The 21,367-nt window shown below is 71.9% G+C and carries 22 protein-coding genes; 12 read left to right on the plus strand and 10 right to left on the minus strand.

What is annotated here, in order from left to right:
- Positions 1-30: 30 nt before the first annotated feature.
- The gene (locus tag GXW74_RS19590; RefSeq protein ID WP_211848234.1) at positions 31-1,179 is read left to right on the plus strand and encodes a DegT/DnrJ/EryC1/StrS family aminotransferase; all 1,149 of its coding nucleotides are present in this window, start codon (positions 31-33) and stop codon (positions 1,177-1,179) included.
- Positions 1,180-1,283: 104 nt separating this feature from the next.
- Positions 1,284-2,006 (plus strand): DUF1194 domain-containing protein, encoded by a 723-nt coding sequence (locus tag GXW74_RS19595; protein WP_211848235.1) that lies wholly within the window; start codon positions 1,284-1,286, stop codon positions 2,004-2,006.
- On the opposite strand, the gene GXW74_RS19600 is transcribed toward GXW74_RS19595, so the two are convergent.
- The 7 genes from GXW74_RS19600 to GXW74_RS19630 form a co-directional block, all read right to left on the minus strand.
- The gene (locus GXW74_RS19600) at positions 1,993-2,409 is read right to left on the minus strand and encodes a hypothetical protein (protein WP_211848236.1); all 417 of its coding nucleotides are present in this window, start codon (positions 2,407-2,409) and stop codon (positions 1,993-1,995) included. The genes GXW74_RS19595 and GXW74_RS19600 overlap by 14 nt on opposite strands.
- Entirely contained in the window at positions 2,406-2,828 is a 423-nt protein-coding gene (locus GXW74_RS19605; protein WP_211848237.1) for a DUF3775 domain-containing protein, read from the minus strand. The genes GXW74_RS19600 and GXW74_RS19605 overlap by 4 nt, the downstream gene beginning before the upstream one ends.
- Positions 2,829-3,223: 395 nt before the next feature.
- A complete protein-coding gene (locus GXW74_RS19610; RefSeq protein WP_211848238.1) occupies positions 3,224-4,051 on the minus strand; it encodes an aldo/keto reductase in 828 nt (275 codons plus the stop codon).
- Between the two features lie 8 nt (positions 4,052-4,059).
- Positions 4,060-5,091 (minus strand): WD40 repeat domain-containing protein, encoded by a 1,032-nt coding sequence (locus tag GXW74_RS19615; RefSeq protein WP_211848239.1) that lies wholly within the window; start codon positions 5,089-5,091, stop codon positions 4,060-4,062.
- 279 nt (positions 5,092-5,370) lie between these two features.
- Entirely contained in the window at positions 5,371-6,405 is a 1,035-nt protein-coding gene (locus tag GXW74_RS19620) for a CobW family GTP-binding protein (protein WP_338148283.1), read from the minus strand.
- Positions 6,402-7,178, minus strand: coding sequence for a response regulator (locus GXW74_RS19625; protein ID WP_211848241.1), 777 nt, complete (start codon positions 7,176-7,178; stop codon positions 6,402-6,404). The genes GXW74_RS19620 and GXW74_RS19625 overlap by 4 nt, the downstream gene beginning before the upstream one ends.
- An 8-nt stretch (positions 7,179-7,186) precedes the next feature.
- On the minus strand, positions 7,187-8,521 hold the full coding sequence (locus GXW74_RS19630; RefSeq protein WP_211848242.1) for an aspartate aminotransferase family protein: 1,335 nt from the start codon (positions 8,519-8,521) through the stop codon (positions 7,187-7,189).
- A 207-nt stretch (positions 8,522-8,728) separates the two neighbouring features.
- Between GXW74_RS19630 and GXW74_RS19635 the strand changes: the two genes are divergently transcribed.
- From GXW74_RS19635 to xdhB, 8 genes are all read left to right on the plus strand, one after another.
- Complete coding sequence (locus GXW74_RS19635; protein WP_211848243.1) at positions 8,729-9,382, plus strand: glutathione S-transferase family protein; 654 nt, start codon at positions 8,729-8,731, stop codon at positions 9,380-9,382.
- Entirely contained in the window at positions 9,379-10,263 is an 885-nt protein-coding gene (locus GXW74_RS19640; RefSeq protein ID WP_211848244.1) for a VOC family protein, read from the plus strand. The genes GXW74_RS19635 and GXW74_RS19640 overlap by 4 nt, the downstream gene beginning before the upstream one ends.
- 199 nt (positions 10,264-10,462) lie before the next feature.
- The gene (locus GXW74_RS19645) at positions 10,463-11,215 is read left to right on the plus strand and encodes an FkbM family methyltransferase (protein ID WP_211848245.1); all 753 of its coding nucleotides are present in this window, start codon (positions 10,463-10,465) and stop codon (positions 11,213-11,215) included.
- Between the two features lie 70 nt (positions 11,216-11,285).
- The gene (locus tag GXW74_RS19650) at positions 11,286-11,891 is read left to right on the plus strand and encodes a DUF938 domain-containing protein (protein WP_211848246.1); all 606 of its coding nucleotides are present in this window, start codon (positions 11,286-11,288) and stop codon (positions 11,889-11,891) included.
- 131 nt (positions 11,892-12,022) lie between these two features.
- Complete coding sequence (locus tag GXW74_RS19655; RefSeq protein ID WP_211848247.1) at positions 12,023-12,988, plus strand: hydroxymethylglutaryl-CoA lyase; 966 nt, start codon at positions 12,023-12,025, stop codon at positions 12,986-12,988.
- Complete coding sequence (locus GXW74_RS19660) at positions 12,985-14,202, plus strand: CaiB/BaiF CoA transferase family protein (protein WP_211848248.1); 1,218 nt, start codon at positions 12,985-12,987, stop codon at positions 14,200-14,202. Before GXW74_RS19655 ends, GXW74_RS19660 begins: the two co-directional genes overlap by 4 nt.
- Before the next feature lie 266 nt (positions 14,203-14,468).
- A complete protein-coding gene (locus tag GXW74_RS19665) occupies positions 14,469-15,887 on the plus strand; it encodes an FAD binding domain-containing protein (RefSeq protein ID WP_211848249.1) in 1,419 nt (472 codons plus the stop codon).
- A gap of 145 nt (positions 15,888-16,032) precedes the next feature.
- The gene (xdhB, locus tag GXW74_RS19670; protein WP_211848250.1) at positions 16,033-18,309 is read left to right on the plus strand and encodes a xanthine dehydrogenase molybdopterin binding subunit; all 2,277 of its coding nucleotides are present in this window, start codon (positions 16,033-16,035) and stop codon (positions 18,307-18,309) included.
- A 36-nt stretch (positions 18,310-18,345) separates the two neighbouring features.
- Here the strand turns inward: xdhB and GXW74_RS19675 are convergent, their stop codons facing one another.
- Both GXW74_RS19675 and GXW74_RS19680 read right to left on the minus strand, forming a co-directional pair.
- A complete protein-coding gene (locus tag GXW74_RS19675) occupies positions 18,346-19,095 on the minus strand; it encodes a trypsin-like serine peptidase (RefSeq protein WP_246523711.1) in 750 nt (249 codons plus the stop codon).
- Positions 19,095-19,268, minus strand: coding sequence for a hypothetical protein (locus GXW74_RS19680; protein ID WP_211848252.1), 174 nt, complete (start codon positions 19,266-19,268; stop codon positions 19,095-19,097). The genes GXW74_RS19675 and GXW74_RS19680 overlap by 1 nt, the downstream gene beginning before the upstream one ends.
- 132 nt (positions 19,269-19,400) lie before the next feature.
- On the opposite strand from GXW74_RS19680, the gene GXW74_RS19685 reads away from it, so the two are divergent.
- The gene (locus GXW74_RS19685) at positions 19,401-19,835 is read left to right on the plus strand and encodes a hypothetical protein (protein WP_211848253.1); all 435 of its coding nucleotides are present in this window, start codon (positions 19,401-19,403) and stop codon (positions 19,833-19,835) included.
- Positions 19,836-20,082: 247 nt separating this feature from the next.
- Here the strand turns inward: GXW74_RS19685 and GXW74_RS19690 are convergent, their stop codons facing one another.
- Positions 20,083-20,988, minus strand: a complete 906-nt coding sequence (locus GXW74_RS19690) for a DUF3473 domain-containing protein (RefSeq protein ID WP_211848254.1) — start codon at positions 20,986-20,988, stop codon at positions 20,083-20,085.
- An 83-nt stretch (positions 20,989-21,071) separates the two neighbouring features.
- Here GXW74_RS19690 and GXW74_RS19695 point away from each other — a divergent pair, with 83 nt between their 5' ends.
- Entirely contained in the window at positions 21,072-21,362 is a 291-nt protein-coding gene (locus GXW74_RS19695) for a phosphopantetheine-binding protein (RefSeq protein ID WP_211848255.1), read from the plus strand.
- Positions 21,363-21,367: the final 5 nt, after the last annotated feature.

Here is a 21,367-nt window from a genome sequence, read left to right on the forward strand (position 1 = left end):
GCTCCGTTTCGCGTGAGGCTCCGACGAACCATGACCGCCCCCATCGCGCTGTTCGACGTGAAGGCACAGCAGGCGCTGATCCGCGCCGAGCTCGACCGCCGCATCGCGGCGGTGCTCGATTCCGGCCGCTTCATCAACGGGCCGGAGGTCGCCGAACTGGAGGAACGTCTGGCCGCCTTCGCCGGCTGCGCCCATGCCGTCGGCGTCTCCTCCGGCACCGATGCGCTGCAGATCGCGATGATGGCCGAAGGCATCGGCCGCGGCGACGCGGTGTTCCTGCCGGCCTTCACCTACACCGCCACCGCCGAGGTGCCGCTGGTGCTCGGCGCCACGCCGGTCTTCGTCGATGTCTCGGCCGAGACCTTCAACATCGACATCGCCGACCTCGAGCGCCGCATCGCCGCGGTGAAGAAGGACGGGCGGCTGAAGCCGCGCGCCGTGGTGGGCGTCGACCTGTTCGGCCTGCCGGCGGACTGGCCGGCGATCGAGGCGATCTGCGCGCGGGAGGGGATGTTCGCCCTCGACGACGCCGCGCAGGCCTTCGGCGCCCGGCTCGGCAACCGGCGGCTCGGCTGCTGGGCGGGGGCGGCGGCGCTGTCCTTCTACCCGACCAAGACGCTCGGCGCCTACGGCGACGGCGGCGCGCTGCTGACCAACGACCCGCAGCGGGCCGAGCTGTTCCGGATGCTGCGCACCCATGGCGAGGGCAGGACCCGCTACGAGGTGGAGCGCACCGGCATGAACGGCCGGCTCGACACGCTGCAGGCGACCATCCTGCTGGCCAAGATGGGCCTGTTCGAGGAGGAGCTCGCGCAGCGCCGGCGCCTCGGCACGGCCTATGACGCCGTGCTCGCGGGCAAGGTCGGCGTGCAGGTGGCGCAGCCGGGGGCGGAGAATGCCTACGGCCTCTACACCATCCGCCTGCCGGATGCGGCGACGCGGGCCCGCGTGCAGCAGGCACTGGCGGCGCAGCAGATCGGCTCCGGCATCTACTACCCCAAGCCGCTGCACCACCAGCCGGCCTATGCCGCGCATCATGCCGGCTGCATCGCCGGCGGCCCGGCGCCGCTGCCGGTCAGCGAGGCGCTGTGCGACCAGGTCCTGTCCCTGCCGATGCACCCCTACATGACCGAGGCGGATGCGGCCCGGGCGGCGGGGGTGGTGCTCGCCGCGCTGTGACGTGCCGGACGGCGTGGCCTCCAATCATGGGGCGGGCGCCACGGAACGGTTGAATCCCGACCCGGCGCGGCGCCACCATGCGGCGTCGAGCCGAGGAGGCGCCGATGCGCCGCAGGATCCTTCTCGCCGCGGCCGGTGCCGCGGCGATGCCGGCTTTCCGCCCCGCCCGGGCGGAGGAGGCGGTGGATGTCGCTCTCGTCCTCGCCGTCGATGTTTCCCGCTCGATCGACGAGGACGAGGCCAGGCTGCAGCGGGAGGGCTACCGCACCGCCGTCGCTGACCCGGTGGTGGTGGCGGCGATCCGCGGCGGGCTGATCGGGGCCGTGGGCATCGCCTATGTCGAATGGGCGGGCATCGAATACCAGCGGACCGTCATTCCCTGGCAGCGCATCGCCAGTCAGGCCGATGCCAGTGACTGGGCGGCGCTGCTGTCCGAATCGCCGCGCGCTTCGCTGTCCTGGACCTCCATCTCGGGCGGCATCCGCCATAGCCGCGAGGTGCTGGCGGAATGCCCGTGGGAGGCGACAAGGCGCGTCATCGACGTCTCCGGCGACGGCGTGAACAATTCCGGCCCGCCGGCCGACCAGCAGCGCGATGCGGCGGTGGCCGAGGGCATCACCATCAACGGCCTGCCCATCATCAACGACCGGCCGACCTTCGGGCGCCTGCCGCCTGTGCCGCTCGACGACTACTACCGGGAGAATGTGATCGGCGGCGACGGCGCCTTCATGATCGTCGCCGAGGATTTCGAAACCTTCGGCGTCGCCGTGAAGCGCAAGCTGATCCGCGAGATCGCGGGCCTGCCGGCGGGAGCTATTCCCGGCTGACCCGTTCCTGGTCCACCAGGCGCAGGCAGCCCTGCACGACCGGCGCGCAGGCGGAATTCTGCGACATCGGCAGGTCCGAGGCGGCCGAATAGCCGATGCGCGTCACCTTGCCGTCCACGAGCTGGAAGGTGACCCGGCAGGTCGAGCCCGCCGAGACGCTGAGCGAGCCGCCGATCACCGGCACCGGCGCCGAGACACCGGCGGCGGGCGGCGTGCGGTCATAGGTCCAGAACTCCCCGCCGGCCGATTGCGCGGTCAGGTTCGGCACCCCGGCGCAGAGCCGCAGGTCGTCCGCGCGCAGGCCGACCAGCCGCTCGCGCCCGTCCTCGGCCACGGCCGAATCGCGGGCGGAACAGGCAGGCAGCAGCAGGGGCAGCAGCAGAAGGAGGGTCGCGATCCTCACGAGCCGTCCGCATCCTCGAGGGAAAGGCCGAGTTCCGAGAGCCCTTCCTCCAGCATGTCGCCAAGCATGTCGATCCCCAGAAGGTACTCGGCTGTGTCGCGGATATTGCGTTCCTTGGCGAGTGTCCGCGCCTCGTCCCACTCCCCCGCGCCGTAGTCGCCGCGCCCCACCCAGGCGAGGGCGATGAGGGAGGCCTGCTCGTCCTCGTTCAGGTCTGCGATGAAGGCGCGCAGCGCGTCCTCATCCATGTTCTCGTCGTCCTCGGCGTCGAGGCCTTCCTCGTCGTCCTCCTCCCGCGCGAGGGCGCCGCTTTCCTCGCCTTCCTGCACGGCACGGGCGGCGTCCACGATGGCGGCGACGGCCTCGAGGCTGATGCCGAGATCGAAGTCCTCATCATCGTTGCGGTCGCGCGCGGCCATGATCCTCACTCCTGCTGCAAGATCGGCGGCAATCAAGCATGGGCGGGCGGGGGCGTGCCACCCCCGGCGGGGAGCGGGTTCCGCTCACGCTGACTTGCGACACGCGTTTCCGCCATCCGGGCAGGCGGCGTCCGCAAGACAGGTGGCCTGGCAGATGCGGGTCTGTTCCGCGGGTGGATGAAGGACGCCGGTTGAGGGGGCGTTGCCCCCTCAAGCTCCCCCACCAGGGGACTGCGGTCCCCTGGACCCGCGGAAACGTGAGTCATGGTTTCCAAAGGCCTTTCGGCCTTTGGTTGGGTGAGGTCCGGAGAGGGGCAAAGCCCCTCTCCGGTTCCTTCATCGCCGCATCGTCGCGCATGGCGTGGCGCCCTTCCCCCAAGGGCGCACGCATCGGACTACCCCGCCCAGTCCGGCGCGAAATCGGGGTTCACGAGGCGCCGGTCCTTGGGCAGGGCTGCGATGGCGGCCATGTCATCGGCATCGAGGCGCAGCGCGGCGGCGGCGAGGTTCTCCCGCTGCCCCTGCGGCCGCCCGGATTTCGGGATCGCGACGAGGTTGTCCTGCGCCATCAGCCAGGCCAGCGCCACCTGCACCGGCGTCGCGCCGTGCTTCGCTGCGATGCGCCGCATCGCCGGGTCGTCATTGACCTGCGCCTTGGCGATCGGCGAATAGGCCGTCATCGCCAGCCCGTGCTGCCGGCACAGTGCCGCGAGCGGTTCCTGCCAGAGATAGACATGGCATTCGACCTGCAGCGCCGCGATCGGCGCGATGCCCAGGTCGAGCGCCTGCTTCAGCAGCCCCGGCGGGAAGTTGGAAACGCCGACCGCCCGCGTCAGGCCATCCGCCTGCAGCTTCGCCAGCGCCCCGAGCGAGGCCGCGAGGTTCATCCCCCGCGCCGGCCAGTGGATCAGGATCAGGTCGGCATGTGGCGTGCCGAGCCGTTCCAGCGAGGCCTCGGCCGAGGCCCGCAGCGCATCCGGGGCGAGTTCCGTCCACCACACCTTGGTGGTGAGGAAGATCTCCTCCCGCCTCAGGCCGGAGGCCCTGATGCCGGCACCGACCGCTTCCTCGTTGCCGTACATCGCCGCGGTGTCGATGTGGCGATAGCCAAGGCCGATGGCGCCCTCGACCGCCTTCGTCGCCTCCGCCCCGCGGAGCTGCCAGGTGCCGAGGCCGATGCGCGGGATGCGCAGGCGCGGCGTCTCCAGGATCGGCGCGGTCATGCGGGCCTCTATCGCTTGGACAGGTCGACGATGCCGGCGAAGCCGGACTCCGCGCCAAACGCAAGATGCGTCCCGGCCGGATTCCAGGCCAGGGCCGAGATCGCGGAACCGCGGGGTGCGGCGACCGGCACGACGCGGCCGGAGGCGATTTCCGCCATCAGCACCAGCCCGTCGCCGAAGCCGGCCGCCACCACCTCCTGCTGCGGATGGCAGGCGACGGTGGTGCAGAGCACGCTGTCGCCGCCGGCGAGCTCGGTCGGCGCCTTGCCCATCGGCCCGCCGCCGAAGAAGGGCCAGAGCACGATGCAGTCCGCTCCGGCCGTCGCCAGCCAGCGCCCCTTGGCGGTGAAGCCGAAGGACTTGGTCTTCGAAGGATACCCCGCCATGCGCATGTGCTGCCCGTCCGCGAGCCGCCAGCCATGCAGCGTGTTCTCCTGCATCGCCGTGACGACATGCGTGCCGTCGGGGCTGATGAGCACGGCGATGTGGCTGCCCTTCCATTCCAGCACGCGCGGCGAGCTGTCCTTCGCCGCGACGAACCACAGCGAGGCGCCGTTGTAGTGCGACGCCGCGATGCGCTTGCCCTTGGCGTCGAAGGCGATGCCGGTGACCGAGGACGGATGCGCGAGCGATTTCAGCGCCGCGCCCTTGCCGTCGAGCAGGTGGACCGCCTTGCCGACGGCTGCGGCACGCAGGCCGGAATCGTGGGTGGCGACCTGCTCCACCCACTTGCTGCCGTATTTCGCGAGTTCGGTCGCGGTGCCGTCCGAAGCGACGCGCATCAGGCGGCCGTCATCCCCGCCGGTGATGACGCCGTCCTTGGCATCGGGCGCGATGGCGAGGCAGGCGCCGTCATGTGCCGCGACGGAGGTCCATGCCGCGCGCAGGTCGCCGGCTGCCGCGACCCGCACCGAGCCGTCGCCGAGGGCGAAGGCGCAGGTGCGGCCCTCACGGCCGAAGGCGGCGCCGATGACCCAGGCGCCGAGCTCCTCGGCGCGGCCGCGGGAATCGAGAAGGAAGTCGGCTTCGGTGGCACTCATGATGGCAGTGTCCGGGTCCGTGTCGTGGGGCCTGTATGGCGCGTCCGGGGCGCGGCAGCGAGGGGGCGCCCGCACCCTCGCGCTCCCCCGCCAAAGGCCGAAAGGCCCTTGGAAGCCATTTTCAATCGGGGTGAACAGGGAGGGGGCGTCAATCGCGAGCCAGTGATCGCCGTCATGTCATGCCCCCTCCCTGTCTACCCCGATCAAATCGAGGGTTCCGAGGGCCTTAAGCCCTCGGCGGGAGGGGTCCGGGGAGGGCAGAGCCCTCCCCGTCTCGCGTCATGCCGGCGGCGGCGACCACCGCGCGATCTCGGCCTGGATCTTCGCCTCGTCCTCGCCCGCCTGGCAGGCCTCGAACCCCCGCCGCAGCCAGGGCCGGTTCAGGTCGCGGCCGATGAAGACGATCTTGGACCTGCGCGGATCGCCGTCCTTCACCTCGCCGATGAAGTCGCCGTCGGCGATCATGTGCACCGCCTGGAAGGCGAAGCGGCGGCTGTCGCCCTCGTAATACAGGATGCCCTTGGTCCGCAGCAGATCCTGGCCCTTGGAGGCCAGCACCTGGGTGATCCAGGCGTTGAAGCATTCGGCGTCGATCGGCTTCTCGACCTCGAAGGAGACGCTGTTCACCTCGGAATCATGCTCGTGGTGATCGTCGCCGGAGAGGAATTCCGGCTCGCGTTCCAGGATGCGGGAGAGGTTGAAGGCGTCGCGCCCGACCACGCTGTCGATCGGCACGTCGGACTTGGTCGCGCGGCGGATCTCGGCATAGGGGTTGATGGCGCGGATGCGGCGCTCGACCTCGGCGGCTTCCTCCGCGCTGACCAGGTCCATCTTGTTCAGCACGATGATGTCGGCGAAGGCGATCTGCTCCTGCGCCTCGCTGCTGTCGGACAGCCGCGCCGGCAGGTGCTTCGCGTCCACCACGGTGACGATGGCATCGAGCCTGGTCGCGCGCTTGACGTCCTCGTCCACGAAGAAGGTCTGCGCCACGGGGGCGGGGTCGGCGAGGCCGGTGGTCTCCAGGATGATGCCGTCGAACCTGTCGCGCCGCTTCATCAGCCCGCCGAGGATGCGGATCAGGTCGCCGCGCACGGTGCAGCAGATGCAGCCGTTGTTCATCTCGAACACTTCCTCGTCCGCATCGACGACGAGGTCGTTGTCCACGCCGAGCTCCCCGAACTCGTTGATCACCACGGCGAACTTCTTGCCGTGGTTCTCGGTCAGGATGCGGTTGAGCAGCGTGGTCTTGCCGGCGCCAAGGTAGCCGGTCAGCACGGTGACGGGCACGGGCTCGCGGGCGGTCGTTTCGCTCACGGGGTGTCTCCAGGGGGTGTGTCGCTTGCCGCCCATATGGGGTCTTCGGCGGCTGCGGTCATCCTGTCCTTGCGCAGGGCGACCCGTGCGGCGACCACGGCGGTCATCAGCGAGTGGAGCAGCCGGCGGCCCTGGTCGGGGTTTTCGGCCAGGCGGCGGGCGGCGGCGGTGGCGGCGATGCAGCCCACCGCCTCCAGCGCCGCGGCCACGTCCGTTCCCGCGGCGACATAGTCATCGGCGCCGCCGCCCTCGTCGAACAGTCCGGCGAGCAGCCGGCCCGGTGTCTCCATGGCGGCGTCGTCCAGTTCGGCCAGTGCGGCGGGGCCGTGTTCCCTGCGCAGGGCCGCCCGGCGCTCGGGGTCCAGCGCCGGGGGCGGGGTGCGGTCGCGGGCGGCCTGGCGCAGCGCCTCGGCCAAGGCCTCGGCCTCGAAGGGGTGGGCGAGAAGGACGTCGAAGCCGGCCTCCAGCGCCTCCTCCTCCTCCCCGCGGCGCAGGCCGGAGGTGGTGCCGACCAACGGCAATTCGGCGTGCGGCGGCAGGCGGTCCCGGAGGCGCGCCGCGGCGTCCTTGCCGTCGAAGCCGTCGGCGACGAAGGCCATCACCACCGCACCGACCTCCTCCCGCAGCAGCAGATCCTCCGCCGTCGTCCAGTCGGAGACCGGCAGGACCTCATGCCCCTGCTCCTCCAGCATGGCGATGACGGTGACCCGCGTCGCCGGCATCGGGTCCACCAGCAGCACGCAGAGCGCGGCCGCCTCCTGCTCCCCCGCCATGGCCGTGCTCAGGCCGCCTCGGCGCGGATCGCCTCGTCCAGCGTGCCGACGATCCGGTCGACATGGCTGTTCTCGACGATCAGGGGCGGCGAGAGGGCGACGATGTCGCCGGTCACGCGCACCAGCACGCCATTGTCGAAGCAGCGGCGGAACACGTCCATCGCGCGGGCGCCGGGCTTGCCGGGGCGGGAGGCCAGCTCGATGCCGCCGATCAGTCCGAAGTTGCGGATGTCGATGACGTTCGGCGCGGCCTTCAGGCTGTGCATCGCGTCTTCCCAATACGGCTCGATGGCGCGGGCGCGGCCGGGCAGGTCCTCGGTCTTGTGGAGTTCGAGCGTGGCGATGGCGGCCGCGGCGGCGAGCGGATGGCCGGAATAGGTGTAGCCGTGGAAGAACTCGATCCCCCCGGCGACGCCGTTCACCACCGCGTCATAGACCGCGTTCTTCACCGCGACCGCGCCCATCGGCACGGCGGCGTTGGTCAGGCCCTTGGCCATCGTCATGATGTCGGGCGTGACACCCAGCCGCTCGGCGCCGAAATTGGTACCGAGGCGGCCGAAGCCGGTGATCACCTCGTCGAAGATCAGCAGGATGCCGTGCTTGTCGCAGATCTCGCGCAGGCGCTTCAGGTAGCCGACCGGCGGCGCCAGCACGCCGGTGGACCCCGCCACGGGCTCCACCATCACCGCCGCGATGGTCTCCGCGCCATGCAGCGCGACGAGGTTCTCCAGCGTGTCGGCCAGTTCCGCGCCATGCACCGGCAGGCCGCGGCTGAAGGCGTTCTTCTCGGGCAGATGGGTGGAGGGCAGGTGGTCCACATAGGGCAGCAGGGCCCCGAACTGCTTGCGGTTGCCGCCGATGCCGCCGACCGACATGCCGCCGAAGCCGACACCGTGATAGCCGCGTTCCCGCCCGATCATGCGCACCCGGCCGCTGTCGCCGCGCGCGCGGTGATAGGCCAGCGCGATCTTCAGCGCGGTGTCGGCGCTCTCGCTGCCGGAATTGGTGAAGAAGACGCGGTCCATGCCCTCGGGCGTCATCTCGGCGATGCGGGACGCAGCCTCGAAGGCGATCGGATGGCCGAGCTGGAAGGTCGGCGCGTAGTCGAGGATGGCGGCCTGCTTCTGGATCGCCTCCTTGATCTCCCGCCGGCCATGGCCGGCGTTGCAGCACCACAGCCCGGCGGTGCCGTCCAGGATCTCCTTCCCCTCGGGCGTGTAGTAGGACATGCCCTCGGCCCGGGCGAGCATGCGCGCGGTGTCGCCCTTGAAGTACTTGTTGTCGGAAAAGGGCATCCAGTACGCGTCCAGGGAGTTCGGACGCGGCACGCTCAACTCGTTCATCGGGGAGATCTCCAGGCTCGGCAGGGCTGCAAGGAACACCCGGCGGCGCCGTGGGGCAAGCACCCTGCCCGCCGGGCGGCCGGATCCGTGGCCGGATGGCGGATATCCGCCGGTTTTCCGGGGACGGTCGCGCCTGCGGGGGGGGCACCCTTCGCCGGCGCCGCCCGCCGTGGCATGGTCCGCCCGCGCCGGAAGGAGGGCGCGCGCATGTCCAAGGGCCGGCTCGTCATAGGCACCAAGCGGTATTCCTCCTGGTCCCTGCGCGGCTGGCTGGCCGTGCGGCTCGCGCATCTGGACGTCGAGGAGGCGGTCATCCCGCTCGCCGGCGGCTCGACGGAGGCGGTCAAGGCGGTCTCCCCCAACGGACTCGTGCCCTATCTGGAGCATGACGGGGCGCGCATCTGGGAGAGCCTCGCGATCGCCGAATATTGCGCCGAGATCGCCCCGCTGCTCTGGCCCGCCGACCGTCCCGCTCGGGCCCACGCGCGGGCCATCGCATCGGAGATGCATGCCGGCTTCCGCGGCCTGCGCATGGCGATGCCGATGAACCTCGGCCGCACCTTCCCCGGCCGCGGCCGCACGCCCGATGCGCTGGCCGACATCGCGCGCATCGAGGCAATCTGGGCCGAGGCGCTGCGCGCCCAGGGCGGACCCTTCCTGTTCGGCCCGCGCTTCGGCCTGGCGGACGTGATGTACGCCCCGGTGGTCACCCGCTTCCTGACCTGGCAGCCCGAGCTGACGCCGACCTCCCGCGCCTATGTCGCCGCGGTGCGCGCGCACCCGCTGATGGAGCGCTGGTACGTGGAGGCGGCCGCCGAGCCTGCCGCCTGGCTGCTCGACAAGTACGAGAACCCGGCATGAGCACGGCCGTCGCGCTGGATCATGTCGGTGTCGCGGCGCGCGACCTGGCGCCGATGGCCGCGGCCTATGAACGGCTCGGCTTCTCGCTCTCCCCCGTCGCCCAGCAATCGGGCCGGCGCCGGCCGGACCTGCCGGTGGAGAAGTTCGGCTCCGGCAACCGCTGCGCCTTCCTGAAGCACGGCTACATCGAGCTGATCGCAATCCTCGACCCGGCGCTCTACGACAACACGCTCAACGCCTTCCTCGCGCGCTATCCCGGCATGCACATCCTGGCGCTGGCGATGGAGGACCCGGAGGCGAACCTCGCGCGCATGCGCGCAGCCGGCATCGACATCCCGGGCATCGCCTGGCTGGAGCGGCCGGTCGAAGCGGGCGGGCCGATCGCGAAGTTCGCCCGCCTGCCCTTCCCGGACCCGCCCGAGGGCCGCGTGCAGCTCATCCGCCACCTGACGCCGGAACTGGTGTGGCAGGAGAGGTGGATGGACCACGCCAACAAGGCCGTGGCGCTGGAGGAGGCGATCCTCTGCGCCGCCGAACCGGCGGACACGGCTGCGCGCCTGTCGCGACTGTCCGGCCTGCCGGTCGAACCCGACCCCGCCGGCGGCTTCCTGCTGCGCCTGCCGGGCGCGGCGGGCGCGGCCGGACCCTTCGCGCCGGTGATGGAAACCCGCGTTCGCGTGCTGACGGAACAGGCCCTGGGCGAGGTGCTGCCGGGCGTCGCCGCGCCTGCCCTGCCGTTCATGGCCGGGATCCTGGTGCGGACGGAGGACGGCGGAGCGGCGGCGCGGCGCGTGCTGGACGGGATCCCCACGGTGCAGGCGCCGGCCGGGGTCATGGTTCCGCCGGCCCATGCGGCCGGGGCGGCTGTGGTGTTCGCGTGAGATTGGGAAGAAGGACGGGGGGAGAAGCGAACTTCTCCCCCCGAGCCCCCCTCAACCTTCTTTGGCATCCGGGGGCTGACCGTCGAAGTCGGTTTCCCGGTGACAACGAACGCGGGACTTGGGGTGCCCGGCGGCGTTGCGCAGCACGGCCGTTGGCGTCCCGGTTCAGGGGAGGTTCACCCTCCCGTGACCTGACCGAATGACCACTTTCGCGAGGGCCGTCGGCGTTTCGTTGCGCACCTACTATGCGCCGGGCCGCGCGGCGCTGCTCGATCGCTTCCACGCAGGTTTCGTCGGGCCGGGCGACCTCGCCTTCGATATCGGCGCGCATGTCGGCGACCGCACGGCATCCTTCCGTCGGCTGGGCGCGAGGGTGGTGGCGGTGGAACCACAGCCGCTGCTGGCGCGCGCGTTGCGGCTGATCTTCCGCGGCGATACCGGCGTCACCCTGGTGCCGGCGCTGGTCGGCGCCGAGGCCGGCGAGGCTGTGCTGCGCCTCAACACCGCCAACCCGACCGTCGCGACCGCGAGCGCGGCCTTCATCGCCGCCGCCGACGGCGCCGCGGGCTGGGAGGGCCAACACTGGGACGCCGAGATCACGCGGCCGGTGACGACGCTCGATGCCCTTGCCATGCGTCATGGGCTGCCGGCCTTCGTGAAGATCGACGTCGAGGGCTTCGAGGCGACCGTGCTGCGCGGCCTGACGCGCCCCCCGCGTGCTCTGTCCTTCGAGTTCACCACCATCCAGCGCGATGTCGCCCTGGAGTGCCTCGGCTTGCTGTCTGGCCTCGGCTACCGCGCCTTCAACGCGTGTCTCGGCGAGAGCATGGTGTTCGCGCATGCCGTGCCGGTCGATGTGCGGGCGATGGCCTCCTGGCTCACCGCCCTGCCGCATTCGGCCAACAGCGGCGACGTCTATGCCGCCCTCGCCTCCGAAAGGCTGGTGCCGTGATGCTGCAAGGGCGGAGTCCCAAAGAAGGGAGGGGGTTCGGGGGAGGTTCACCCTCCCCCGACCTTGCGCCATGACCGACCCGCGCCGCTTTGCCCCCGCCGCCGCCCGCAACCGCGACCCGATCCTGGCGGTCCTGCGCGGCTGCCTGCCTGCCCGTGGCCTGGTGCTCGAGATCGCGAGCGGCAGCGGCGAGCACGCCGTCCATTTCGCCGCCGCCTTTCCATCCCTGATGTTCCAGCCGAGCGACCCCGACGCCGCTGCGCGCGCCAGCATCGATGCCTGGGCGTCGGGCGTGACGAATCTGCGCCCGGCGCTTGCGCTCGATGCCGCCGCGGCCGAATGGCCGATCGCCGCGGCTGATGCGGTGCTCTGCATCAACATGATCCACATCGCGCCCTGGTCGGCCTGCGAAGGGCTGATGCGCGGCGCGGCGGCGATCCTCCCGGCCGGCGCGCCGCTGGTGCTCTACGGTCCCTACAGGCGCGGCGGGCGCCACACCGCGCCGTCCAACGCGGCCTTCGATGCCGACCTGCGCGCGCGCAACCCGGCCTGGGGCGTGCGGGACCTGGAGGAGGTCGCGGCGCTGGCCGTGGCGTCGGGCTTCGGCGCGACGGAGGTCACGGAGATGCCGGCGAACAACCTGGTGGTGGTGTTCCGCCGGTCCGGCGCGGGATAGAAAGGAACTGGAGCGGTTTCCGCTCGACTGTGCCCGCGGCGACCTCTCGGCCACTTGGTTTTCGCGAGCATCTTTACCCGATCAGGTGATTCCAGCTGATCGGGATCCGCTCTGAGGATTAGGAGACGGCGATGAGCGACCTGCCGCGCAGCGTGCGCATCACGGAGGAAGGCCCGCGCGAGGGCTTCCAGATCGCCACCGTGCCGGTGCCGACGGCGGACAAGATCGCGCTGATCGATGCCTTGTCGGCGACGGGCGTGTCCCGCATCCAGGTCGCGTCCTTCGTCAGCCCGAAGCGTGTGCCGGGGTGGGCGGATGCGGATGCCGTGGTGGCGGGGTTCACGCCGCGCGCAGGGGTTGCCTATACGGCGCTGTGGTTCAATCCGCAGGGGCTGCAGCGCGCGCTGGCCTTCAAGGACCGGCTGTCGGTCTACGGCTCGATCACCGTCGCGGCGTCGGAGGCCTTCTCGCTGCGCAACCTGAACCGCGACCGGGCGGGGCAGCTCGCGGCGATGCGGGAGAATGTGGCGGAACACCTCGCCGCCGGCGTGGCGGTGAACCGCGTCTCGGTCCAGGCGGCCTTCGGCTGCAACTTCCAGGGCGAGATCACCCCCGCGCAGGCGGTCGGTGCCGTGGCGGACGCGATGGCGCTGGCGGCCGGGACGGGCTGCGCCATCGAGCGCATCTCGCTGGCCGACACCATGGGCTGGGCCAATCCCCTGCTGGTCGAACGCGTGGTGGGCGAGGTGCGCTCGCGCTGGCCGGGCCAGGCGGTGTCTCTGCACCTGCACGACACCCGCGGCCTCGGCATCGCCAATGCGCTGGCCGGGCTGCGCATGGGGGTGGCGGAATACGACGCGGCGGTGGGCGGTGCCGGTGGCTGCCCCTTCGCCGGACATCCCGGCGCGCCGGGCAACATCGCGACGGAGGAACTCGTCCTGTTGTGTGAGGAAATGGGCATCGCAACCGGCGTCGATGTGGACGCGCTGATCGCGGCGGGGCACCTCGCCGAGAAGATCCTCGGGCGGACGCTGCCTTCGGCGCTGCTGCGCGGCGGCTCGCTGACCGCCTTCCGGGCGAAGGCGCGCGCGGCATGAGCGGGCCGGTTGACCGGGGCGCCGAGGGACGCGGAGGGCCGGATCGGCCGAGCCAGGCGCAGGGCGCGCCGCTTCCCCTCGCGGGCATCCGCGTCGTCGAGTTCTCCCACATGGTGATGGGGCCGACCTGCGGGCTGGTGCTGGCCGATCTCGGCGCCGAGGTCGTCAAGGTGGAGCCGCCCGGCAAGGGCGACCGGACGCGCTACCTCACCTCCTCCGGCACCGGCTTCTTCCCGGCCTTCAGCCGCAACAAGAAATCGGTGCAGCTCGACACCGAGGACGCGGCGGATCTCGAAACGCTGAAGCGGCTGGTCGACACCGCCGATGTCGTCATCGAGAATTTCCGCCCGGGCGGGCTGGAGGCGAAGGGCCTCGGCTATGCGGCGCTGTCGGCGCGCAACCCGCGGCTGATCTACCTCTCGCTCAAGGGCTACCTGCCCGGCCCCTATGAGAACCGCACCGCGCTGGACGAGGTCGTGCAGATGCAGTCGGGCCTCGCCTACATGACCGGCCCGCCGGGGCGGCCGCTGCGTGCCGGCGCGCCGGTGAACGACATGATGGGCGGCATGTTCGGCGCCATCGCCATCCTCGGCGCGCTGCGCCAGCGCGATGCGACGGGGCGGGGACAGCACCTGCAGTCGGGGCTGTTCGAGAATGCGGCCTTCCTGGTCTCCACCGCCATGCTGCAGCAGGCGATGACCGGCCAGGATCCGACGCCGATGCCCGCCGGCCGTCGCGCCTGGGGCGTCTACGACGTGTTCGACACGGCGGACGGCCAGCAGATCTTCATCGGCGTCGTCACCGAGCGGCAGTGGGAGATTTTCCGCCGCGAGCTCAACGAGCCCGCTCTCGACAACCCTGACTACGCCACCAACACGGATCGTGCGAAGCGGCGCGAGACGCTGATCCCGCTGGTGCAGTCGTTGCTGAGGAAGCACGACGTCGCGACGCTCGAGACGATGTGCGAGCGGGCCGGCCTGCCCTTCTCCCGCATCGCAAGGCCCTGGGACCTGTTCGAGGACCCCCACCTCAAGGCAAGCGGCGGGCTGCTGTCCATCACCCTGCCGGATGGGCGGCCCTGCACCGTCCCCGCGCTGCCGATCCAGTTCGGGGAGGAACGGCTCGGGGTGCGGCTCGATCTGCCCAGGACAGGCGAACACGACGCGGAGATCCTCGGGCCGCTGCGCGCGGAACGGACGAACGCGGCGGAGTGACGGGCGGCGGAGAGGGGCTTCGCCCCCCTCCGGACCTCCGCCCCACCAGGGGCGGAAAGGCCCCTGGAACCCGCTAGCATGGGTGGCCGAAGGCAAGGCGCCGGATGACCGGCGCGGTCGGTGCGACACGGCGCCCTTCTTTCCGGCAGGCCAACTCATGGTGTCGAGAGGCCCTTCGGCCTTTGGCCGGAGGGGGGGCGGGAAGGGCAGCGCCCTCCCCGTCACGCCCGTTCCGCTGCCGGCGCGCCGCTTGCTAGGCTGCCCTCATGGCCGCCCCGATCCGCTTCACGCTCAACGGGCAGGACGTCACCCTGCCGGAGGGCACCTCGCCGACGGTGACGCTGCTCGACTGGCTGCGCGGACCCGGTGCGTTGCGCGGCACCAAGGAGGGCTGCGCCGAGGGCGATTGCGGCGCCTGTACCGTGGTGCTGGAGAACCCGGAGGGCACCCGCACGCCGATCAATGCCTGCCTGATGCTGCTTGGCCAGGCGGCGGGGCGCGCGATCCGCACGGTCGAGGGGTTGCGCGGCGAAGCTGGCGAGCCGCATCCGGTGCCGCGCGCCATCGCCGAACATGACGGCACGCAATGCGGCTTCTGCACGCCGGGCATCGTGATGTCCGCCTGGGCCTGGGCGCGGGAGGGCGGCGACCCGCATGAGGCGTTGGCCGGCAATCTGTGCCGCTGCACCGGCTACCGGCCGATCCTCGATGCCATGGCGACGCTGGAGGACGACAGCGCGCCGCCGCCGCTGGCGCATGATGCGCCGCGCCTGATCGCCGCCGGCGCCCAGCGCTTCTTCCTGCCGGAAACCGTGGACGAAGCCGTCGCCCTGCGCGCCGCGCATCCCGCCGCCTGGCTCCTGGCCGGCGGCACCGACCTCGGCCTGCGCGTGTCGGAGCACCGGGAACGGCCTGAGACCGTCATCTGCCTGCTGAACATTCCCCGGCTGCGGCGGCTGGAGGTGACGGCGGCGGGCATCGTCGCCGGCGCCGCGGCGCCCTATGCGCGGCTGCTCGATGCCTGCGCGGCGGATGCCGATTTCGCGCCCCTCGCCGCGCTGCTGCGGCGGCTGGGGTCGCGGCAGATCCGTGGGCTGGGGACGCTGGGCGGCAATCTCGGCACGGCCAGCCCGATCGGCGATGCACTGCCGCCGCTGATCGCGCTGGGAGCGACGGTGGCGCTGGTGTCGTCGCGCGGCGAACGCACGATGCTGGTGGAGGATTTCATCACCGGCTACCGAACGCATGCATTGGCGGCAGACGAGATCATCGCGCGTGTTGCGATCCCGCGTCCCGCACCAGGCGCGATCCTCGCCTGCGAGAAACTGTCGAAACGGCACGATCAGGATATCGCGACGGTCGGCCTCTCGGTGCTGCTGACGCTGCGCGATGGCGTGGTGGAGCAGGCGCGCATCGCCCATGGCGGCTGCGGCCCGCGCGCCGCGCGTGCCCCGGCGGCGGAGGCGGCGCTGCTGGGCGCGCGCTTCGACGCTGCCGCTGCCGATCGTGCGGCGCGTGCGCTGGAGGCGGAGATCGCGCCGCTGTCGGACCTGCGCGGCAGCGCGGCGTATCGCCGGCTTGCGGCGGGCAACCTGCTGCGGCGGATGGCGCTGCGGCGGCCCGAGCTGCCGGGCGAGGTGGCGGCGGTGCCGGCGCCGCATGCGCCGGGCTTTGTCGCGCCATGAGGGCGCAAGGAAGGTCGGGGGGAGTGAACTCCCCCCGAATCCCCCCTCCTTCTTTTGATACCTGGTGCTGTCCGCTGCCGTCGGTCCCCAATTGCCAAAGAAGGGAGGGGGACCGGGGGAGGTTCTCCTCCCCCGACCTTTCTCCATGACCATCGGCGCCCCCATCCCCCACGACAGCGCCCTGGCCCACGCCACCGGCGCCGCCCGCTTCGCCGACGATCTGGCCGAACCGCCCGGCCTGCTGCACGGCGCGCTGGTGCTGTCCCCCGTCGCGCATGGTCTTCTCGCCGCACTGGATACGGCGACTGCGCGCGCCCTGCCTGGCGTGGTGGCGGTACTGACGGCGGCCGACATTCCCGGCGCCAATGATGTCTCGCCTTCCGGCAAGGGAGGTGAGACGCTCTTCGCCGAGCGCACGGTGGAGCATCACGGCCAGCCCATCGCGCTGGTGCTGGCGGAGACGCGCGATGCCGCGCTGCGCGCCGCGGCCGCGCTGGAACCGGCGATCGCGCCCCTGCCTGCGCTGCTCGACGCCGAGGAAGCGCTCGCGCACCAAGCCTACCTGATGCCGCCGCAGGTCATCGCGCGAGGCGATGCGGAGCATGCGCTGGATGCTGCGCCGCTGCGCGCCGAGGGAAGCTTCCGCTCGGGCGGGCAGGAGCATTTCTACCTCGAATCCCAGATCGCCGTCGCGACGCCGGGGGAGGATGGCGAGATCGCCATCACCTCCTCCACCCAGCATCCGACGGAGGTGCAGCACATCGCGGCACGCGTGCTGGGTTGCGATTTCAACCGCATTCCCGTGACGTGCCGGCGGATGGGCGGCGGCTTCGGGGGGAAGGAGAGCAATGCCTCCTGGGTCGCCGCCGCCGCCGCATTCGGTGCGCAGGCCACGGGGCGACCGGTGAAGCTGCGGCTCGCGCGCAAGGCGGACATGGCGGCGACGGGCAAGCGCCACCCCTTCCTGTTCCGCTGGCGCGCGGGCTTCGACGCGGATGGGCGCATCCTGGCGCTGGACGCGACGCTCGCCGCCGATGGCGGGCACAGCCTCGACCTGACGCCGGGCGTGGTGTTCCGCGCCATCACCCACGCGCTGAACTGCTACGACGTGCCGGCGGTGAAGCTCACGGCGCTGGCGCTGCGCACCAACACCGTCTCCCACACCGCTTTCCGGGGCTTCGGCGGGCCGCAGGGCGTGCTGCTGATGGAGGATGTGATCCGCGGCGTCGCCCGCGCGACCGGGCACACGCCGGAGGAGGTGCGCGAGCGCAACTTCGCCGGCGCGCCGAATGGCGGCGAGACGCCCTACGGCCAGGCGCTGGAAGGCGACCTGATCCGCCGCGTCTGGGCGGAATGCCGCGCCGATGCGGGGTGGGAGGCGCGGCGGCAGGAGATCGCGGCCTTCAACGCGGCGCATCCTTATCTGCGGCGTGGGCTCGGTTCCTTCGTGCTGGCCTTCGGCATCTCCTTCGGCGTGCGCCACCTCAACCAGGCGGGCGCGCTGGTGCATGTCTATGCCGATGGCTCCATCCGCCTGAACCACGGCGGCACGGAGATGGGGCAGGGGCTCAACATCAAGGTCGCGCAGGTTGTGGCGGAGACCTTCGGCGTGCCGCTGCATCGCGTGCGCATCACCGCGACCAGCACGGCGGAGGTGCCGAACACCGCGCCGACCGCCGCGAGCACGGGCAGCGACCTCAATGGCTGGGCTGCGCATCTCGCGGCGGGCACCATTCGCGGCCGCATGGCCGGGGTCGCCGCCGCGCTGTGGGAGGTGCCGGTCGAGGCCATCGTCTTCGCCGGCAACCGCGTCTTCGTCGACCGCCCCGGCGACAACCGCGCGATGGAGTTCGGGGAACTCGCGCATCGCTGCTGGATCGAGCGCGTGTCGCTGTCCGCCACCGGCTTCTACCGCACGCCCGACATCCATTGGGATGCGCAGGCGATGCGCGGGGAACCGTTCTTCTACTTCTCCTACGGCGCCTCGGTCGTGGAGGTGGTGGTGGACACGCTGACGGGCGAGCATCGCGTGCTGCGCGCCGACCTGGTGCAGGATGCCGGACGCTCGCTGAACCCGGCGGTCGACCGCGGCCAGATCGAGGGCGCCTTCGTCCAGGGCCTCGGCTGGCTGACCTGCGAGGAACTGCATTGGGACGAACAGGGGCGCCAGCGCACGCTCGGGCCTTCCACCTACAAGATCCCGGGCTCGCGCGACGTGCCGCCGGCCTTCAAGGTGCGGCTTCTCTCTGCTGCGCCGGCGCGGGCGGACACCATCTTCCGCTCCAAGGCGGTGGGCGAGCCGCCGCTGATGCTGGCGACCGCGGTGTGGAACGCGTTGAAGGACGCGACGGGGGTGGAGCGGCTCGACCTGCCGGCAACGCCGGAACGCGTGCTGATGGCGCTCGCGGCGAAGGCGCGTTGATCCCGCGCGGCGCACTGTGCTCCGCGCGGGCCGCCGCTACCGCAGGGGAATCGAGAAGGCCGGCACCGCGACGCCGAGTGGCCGGCCCAGCGCGGCCTTGGCCTGCACGCCCACCACCACGAAGCCGCCATCATCGGCGCGCGCGAGCAGCGGCGCGCCGCTGCTGCCGAGCGTGCCGGCGCAATTGTGCCCGACCAGCATGCCCTGCGCCCCGAAAGTCGCCATCACGATCACCCGGCAACCGATATCCGCGAGCAGCACCCCGGGCCGGTCGTGCTGCCAGCCGGGCAGGGCGAGGGCGATGCCCTCCCGCGGCGCCTCGCGCGCCAGGCGCAGCGCGCGGCCCTCGCCGAGCGGCGTATCCAGCGTCAGCACCGCCCAGTCGGAACGCCAGGGTTCCTCCCGCCCCGGATCGAAGCCGGCGCCGCTGCGCAGCGACACCACCCGCGCGGTGCGGGTGCCGAGGCGGAAGACCACCTCGCGCGCCGGCACCAGCGCGGTGGCATCGTCGTTGATCAGGCAATGCGCCGCGGTCACCACGCTGCGAACGCCGACCAGCGTGCCGGTGCAGCGATTGCCCGAGGTTTCGACCTCGCCCACGGCGTGCCAGGGGGCGCGCCCGGGCGGGACGGCGCGGCGCGTGTCGTTGCGACCGAGGCCGGGAACCTCCTCGGCCAGCGCAGGAAAGCCCAGCAGGGCTAAGCCCAGGGCTGCGGCGCAACGGGCTGCGCACCTCGCCGGCAGCGTGCCTCCGCCTGTCCCGCGCCTGGAGATGGCTTCGGCCATCAGGTGGTCGGCGGTGCCGGCGGCGGTGCGCAGGAGCGCGGCGGCCGCGGTGCGGGCGAGGAGGGCGGGGGTGCAGGCGTCTCGGTCTGCTGTGCCTGTGCCACGGCGATGGGCGGCGCGGCCGGCAGCGCCGGGAGCGCCGCGGCGACGAAGAGGATCTTCAGGCTGCGCATGGAGATAGCTTAGAGCAGATCGCACGCGCCTGTAATCGGCCGTGGACGGGCCGATCCCGCCGGAGCGGAACCCTTCGATCCGGCTGGGAACCGCCGAACCCCGGTGCGGAACTTCCGCAAGGACACCCCGATATGCGCTGGCCGGAGCCGCGGCTGCGCGCCATGCTGTGCGCCGTGTTGCGCGTCCTGTTCCTGCTTGTTGCGCTGGCGGCGCTTGGTTTCGGCGGCTGGTGGCTGGCTACCGCGCCGCCGCCCGCCCCGCCCGCTCCGGTCCCGCCTGCCTCGGCGGCCGAGCGCCTGGTGCGGCCCTCCTCGGCCACGCCGCCGGCGGCCGGCGCCTCCGGCCTGCACACGCCGCTCGGCGATGCGATGTTCCGCTGGCGTTGCACCGCCGGCCTGCGGGAGGTGCTCGGCGAGCGATCCGACTGGCCGTTGCGGCGCGTCGCGACCCTGTGCCTCTGCGTCGCCGAACGGATGCGGGAGGAAGGGCTGCGCGACTTCGTGCTGAGCGGCGGCGACACGGCCGCCGGGCTGGCAGCGGCCGAGGCTTCCCTATGTCGTCGCTAATGCCCTGTCCGCTTCGTTCGCTGGAGATCCAGCGAACGAAGCGGACAGGCAGGCCACGGTCCACGAGGGCTGGTGTTCTGACCGGTGGAATCGCCCGATCGGGTCAAGACGTTCGCGACGGCACGGGGCTGGAGCGGTTGCCGCGGGCCGAGGCGAGCGGAACCCGCTCCCGCGTCTTGTCCGGCAGCTTCGCCGGATGACCGGCGAGCGGTGATCGCTCCGGAGGGCGCCGCACATGTGCCGGCCGTCACGCCGGCCAGGCTGGCGCGGCCTGGCGCAATTCCGCCAGCCGCGCGGCGAAGGGCTCGGAGCGCCGGCCGTGCAGCAGGCCTTCGAGGCGCGGCAGTGTCGGCCCGCGGTTGAGCCACAGCATCAGGCTGCCGAGGGCGCCTGCATCGGCCCGGTGCACCAGGGTCTCGCCCCTGTCGAGGTCGTAGGGGTGGCAGTAGGACCACAGGGCGCCGCCCGCCTCCTCTGCCGCCCAGCGCGCCGACAGCCCACGGAGGCGCCACGGCGGCAGCCAGCGGAGATACATCCCCCCCAGGAAGGGCAGCCGCGCCGGACCGAGGCGCGCCACCGGTACCGGCAGTTCGAGCAGGCCCGAGGGCCACAGGAAGGGCCGTCGCGGCGCTCCCGGCCAGCCGGCCAGCGGGTTCCAGGCCGGCAGGACGGATGAGGAATAGGCGAAGCCCAGTTCCGTCAGGATCTCCGGCGCCCAGGTGGCCGCCGGCGTCAGCGAGAAATAGGGCGCCCGGAAGCCGATCGGCGCCGCCCCGGCGATGTCCGCAAGCCGGTCCCGCGCCGCTTCCATGCCGGCACGGAACCGCGCCGCGCCTTCGGCCGCCAGGGGGCGGTGGGTGTGCCCGTGCGAGGCGACCTCGTGGCCCCGCCGCGCGATCGCCGCGACCAGGCGCGGATCGGTCCGCACCACCTCGTCGAGGACGAAGAAGGTTCCGCGCGCCCCGGCCGCCGCCAGCAGGTCCAGGAGCCGGCCGGTCTGCGCGCGCGCACGTGAGCCGCAGCCGTGCTCCTCGACATCCACCGTGAAGGTGAACAGGCCGGGCAGGGCGGCAAACCGGCGCGCGGCGCGGCGTGCCGCCCTTGTGAGGCCACTTTCCCGTTGATACTGTTCAATTCCGGTGGCGGACGACATCGCGGCGGAGGTCGCCGTTCGGCGCCCTTTCGTCAAGGCCCCCCGGGAAGGGTGGCCTGCGGTGGGTTCCCCCGGAACGGTTTGTGACGCGCGGCGGGAGTCCCAGTTTGACCACGACCTTCTCCTTGGAAGCGGAGGTGGCGCGCCTTATCGTCGAGGCGCTGCACCTCGAGACCGCGCCGGAGGAGATCGATCCGGAGGCGCCCCTGTTCGGGGAGGGGCTGGGCCTCGATTCGATCGATGCGCTCGAGATCGCGCTCGCAGTCTCCAAGCGATACGGCTTCCAGCTTCGTTCCGACGACGAGCGGAACCACCGCATCTTCGCCTCGCTACGCGCCCTGGCTGCGCATATCGAGAAGAACCGGACGGGCTGACGCCC

The organism is Neoroseomonas eburnea, assembly GCF_018129005.1.
Classification (GTDB): domain Bacteria; phylum Pseudomonadota; class Alphaproteobacteria; order Acetobacterales; family Acetobacteraceae; genus Neoroseomonas; species Neoroseomonas eburnea.

Coding starts and splice junctions, on each gene's coding strand:
- GXW74_RS19590 (WP_211848234.1), top strand. CDS start 31: ATGACCGCCCCCATCGCGCTGTTCGACGTGAAGGCACAGCAGGCGCTG.
- GXW74_RS19595 (WP_211848235.1), top strand. CDS start 1,284: ATGCGCCGCAGGATCCTTCTCGCCGCGGCCGGTGCCGCGGCGATGCCG.
- GXW74_RS19605 (WP_211848237.1), bottom strand. CDS start 2,828: ATGGCCGCGCGCGACCGCAACGATGATGAGGACTTCGATCTCGGCATC.
- GXW74_RS19610 (WP_211848238.1), bottom strand. CDS start 4,051: ATGACCGCGCCGATCCTGGAGACGCCGCGCCTGCGCATCCCGCGCATC.
- GXW74_RS19615 (WP_211848239.1), bottom strand. CDS start 5,091: ATGAGTGCCACCGAAGCCGACTTCCTTCTCGATTCCCGCGGCCGCGCC.
- GXW74_RS19625 (WP_211848241.1), bottom strand. CDS start 7,178: ATGGCGGGGGAGCAGGAGGCGGCCGCGCTCTGCGTGCTGCTGGTGGAC.
- GXW74_RS19630 (WP_211848242.1), bottom strand. CDS start 8,521: ATGAACGAGTTGAGCGTGCCGCGTCCGAACTCCCTGGACGCGTACTGG.
- GXW74_RS19635 (WP_211848243.1), top strand. CDS start 8,729: ATGTCCAAGGGCCGGCTCGTCATAGGCACCAAGCGGTATTCCTCCTGG.
- GXW74_RS19640 (WP_211848244.1), top strand. CDS start 9,379: ATGAGCACGGCCGTCGCGCTGGATCATGTCGGTGTCGCGGCGCGCGAC.
- GXW74_RS19645 (WP_211848245.1), top strand. CDS start 10,463: ATGACCACTTTCGCGAGGGCCGTCGGCGTTTCGTTGCGCACCTACTAT.
- GXW74_RS19650 (WP_211848246.1), top strand. CDS start 11,286: ATGACCGACCCGCGCCGCTTTGCCCCCGCCGCCGCCCGCAACCGCGAC.
- GXW74_RS19655 (WP_211848247.1), top strand. CDS start 12,023: ATGAGCGACCTGCCGCGCAGCGTGCGCATCACGGAGGAAGGCCCGCGC.
- GXW74_RS19660 (WP_211848248.1), top strand. CDS start 12,985: ATGAGCGGGCCGGTTGACCGGGGCGCCGAGGGACGCGGAGGGCCGGAT.
- GXW74_RS19665 (WP_211848249.1), top strand. CDS start 14,469: ATGGCCGCCCCGATCCGCTTCACGCTCAACGGGCAGGACGTCACCCTG.
- xdhB (WP_211848250.1), top strand. CDS start 16,033: ATGACCATCGGCGCCCCCATCCCCCACGACAGCGCCCTGGCCCACGCC.
- GXW74_RS19675 (WP_246523711.1), bottom strand. CDS start 19,095: ATGGCCGAAGCCATCTCCAGGCGCGGGACAGGCGGAGGCACGCTGCCG.
- GXW74_RS19680 (WP_211848252.1), bottom strand. CDS start 19,268: ATGCGCAGCCTGAAGATCCTCTTCGTCGCCGCGGCGCTCCCGGCGCTG.
- GXW74_RS19685 (WP_211848253.1), top strand. CDS start 19,401: ATGCGCTGGCCGGAGCCGCGGCTGCGCGCCATGCTGTGCGCCGTGTTG.
- GXW74_RS19690 (WP_211848254.1), bottom strand. CDS start 20,988: ATGTCGTCCGCCACCGGAATTGAACAGTATCAACGGGAAAGTGGCCTC.